The sequence below is a fragment of the Pseudomonas sp. SIMBA_067 genome, from assembly GCF_046534675.1.
In the GTDB taxonomy this organism is placed as follows: Bacteria; Pseudomonadota; Gammaproteobacteria; order Pseudomonadales; family Pseudomonadaceae; genus Aquipseudomonas; species Aquipseudomonas putida.
The window spans coordinates 1-252 of record NZ_JAWRYH010000924.1 but is presented as its reverse complement, the minus strand read 5'-3'; the positions used below and the strand labels follow the sequence as shown (position 1 = coordinate 252).

The following is a 252-nucleotide window of genomic DNA, read 5'->3' as shown; positions in this document are numbered from 1 at the left end:
CGCTCAAGCTGTGCTTGCTCCCGAAAAGGTCGCCTTGATACTTATTTGTGAACCTGTCTTTAGTGGTTTTTTTGGTTATTTTCTCGCTGGAGATCGTCTGCCCCCCGAGAGGCTTGCAGGGGCGGCGTTAATCCTTCTGGGCATTGCAGTCACGGAGCTTCGAATCGCGCGTATCTTGCTTGCCCCCCAACGTAGATCTTGAACTTGCCTGAGGGACTCGCGCTGTCAAACGAGCCCCATTGATGTGGAAGC

The 252-nt window shown here is 53.6% G+C and carries 1 pseudogene; it reads left to right on the top strand.

Annotated elements, in window-relative coordinates:
- Positions 1 to 202: pseudogene (locus SB765_RS31920) on the top strand (EamA family transporter); the annotation flags it as partial.
- Positions 203 to 252 lie beyond the last annotated feature (50 nt).